Origin of the sequence: Mesorhizobium carmichaelinearum, assembly GCF_900199455.1 — a bacterium.
In the GTDB taxonomy this organism is placed as follows: Bacteria; Pseudomonadota; Alphaproteobacteria; order Rhizobiales; family Rhizobiaceae; genus Mesorhizobium; species Mesorhizobium carmichaelinearum.
The window spans coordinates 1-1,012 of sequence record NZ_FZQR01000127.1 but is presented as its reverse complement, the minus strand read 5'-3'; the positions used below and the strand labels follow the sequence as shown (position 1 = coordinate 1,012).

Here is a 1,012-nt window from a genome sequence, read left to right as displayed (position 1 = left end):
TCGGCGATCACTTGCCGTTCTACCGGCAGGCCGAGATCTACGCTCGCCAGGGCATCCAGTTGGATCGCGCGACACTGGGCAATTGGGCTGGCCGAGCCTGCTTCCATCTCAAGCCCGTCGCCAGTCACATGAGCTGGCATCTGGCTGGCGCGGATCGTCTGTTCATGGACGAGACCACGGCGCCGGTGCTCGATCCCGGACGCGGCAAGGTCAAGAAGGGCTTCTTCTGGGCGATCGCTTGCGATGATCGCGGCCATGGTGGCCAAGGCCCGCCCATTGTGCTGTTCCACTATGCGCCGGAGCGCGGCGGCGAGCATGCCGAACGCTTCCTCCAAGGCTTCGGCGGAGAGTTCCTGCAGGTTGACGCCTATGAGGGCTATGACCGGCTGACGCGCCTGGAACGGCCGCAAGGACCGTGGAAGCTCGTCCATTGCTGGGCCCATCTGCGCCGACGTTTTGTGAAGCTGGCGCGCAACACCAAGTCCCCGATCGCCGAAGCCGCCGTGCGCCAGATCGCCACGCTCTACGCCGTCGAGGCGACGGTGCGCGGCATGACGCCACAAGCTCGGCTCGCCGCGCGACAACAGCACTCCTCCCCGATCATCGCCGCCTTGAAGCCGTGGTTTGAAAAGCAATTGTCGATGATCTCCTCGGGTTCAAAGCTGGCCGAAGACATCCGCTATGGTCTTGCCTTGGGAAGGGCTCACCCGCTTCCTGGACGATGGCCGGCTCGAGCTCGATACCAACCCGGTCGAAAACGCCATCCGACCACTATGCCTGACCAGAAAAATGCCCTGTTTGCTGGCCATGAGATCGGGGCCGAAAACTGGGCGCTGCTCTCATCCGTCGTGGCCACCTGCAAGCTCAACGACGTCAATCCCGTTGCTTACCTCGCCGAAACCCTCGACGCCATCATCAACGGCCATCCGCAGAGCCAGATCGGGGAACTCATGCCCTGGCGATTCCGGAAAACGTCAAGCCCAAATCCATAGGCGATCGGCGAGGCGCTTAC

The 1,012-nt window shown here is 62.9% G+C and carries 1 protein-coding gene and 2 pseudogenes; all 3 read left to right on the top strand.

What is annotated here, in order from left to right; all coding sequences use genetic code 11:
* Positions 1-11: 11 nt before the first annotated feature.
* Positions 12-629: pseudogene (gene tnpC / locus CKW40_RS45910) on the top strand (IS66 family transposase); the annotation flags it as partial.
* Positions 630-681: 52 nt separating this feature from the next.
* Positions 682-744 (top strand): annotated as a pseudogene (locus CKW40_RS45905) (hypothetical protein); the annotation flags it as partial.
* Between the two features lie 29 nt (positions 745-773).
* The gene (locus CKW40_RS45900; protein WP_369333071.1) at positions 774-992 is read left to right on the top strand and encodes a transposase domain-containing protein; all 219 of its coding nucleotides are present in this window, start codon (positions 774-776) and stop codon (positions 990-992) included.
* Positions 993-1,012: the final 20 nt, after the last annotated feature.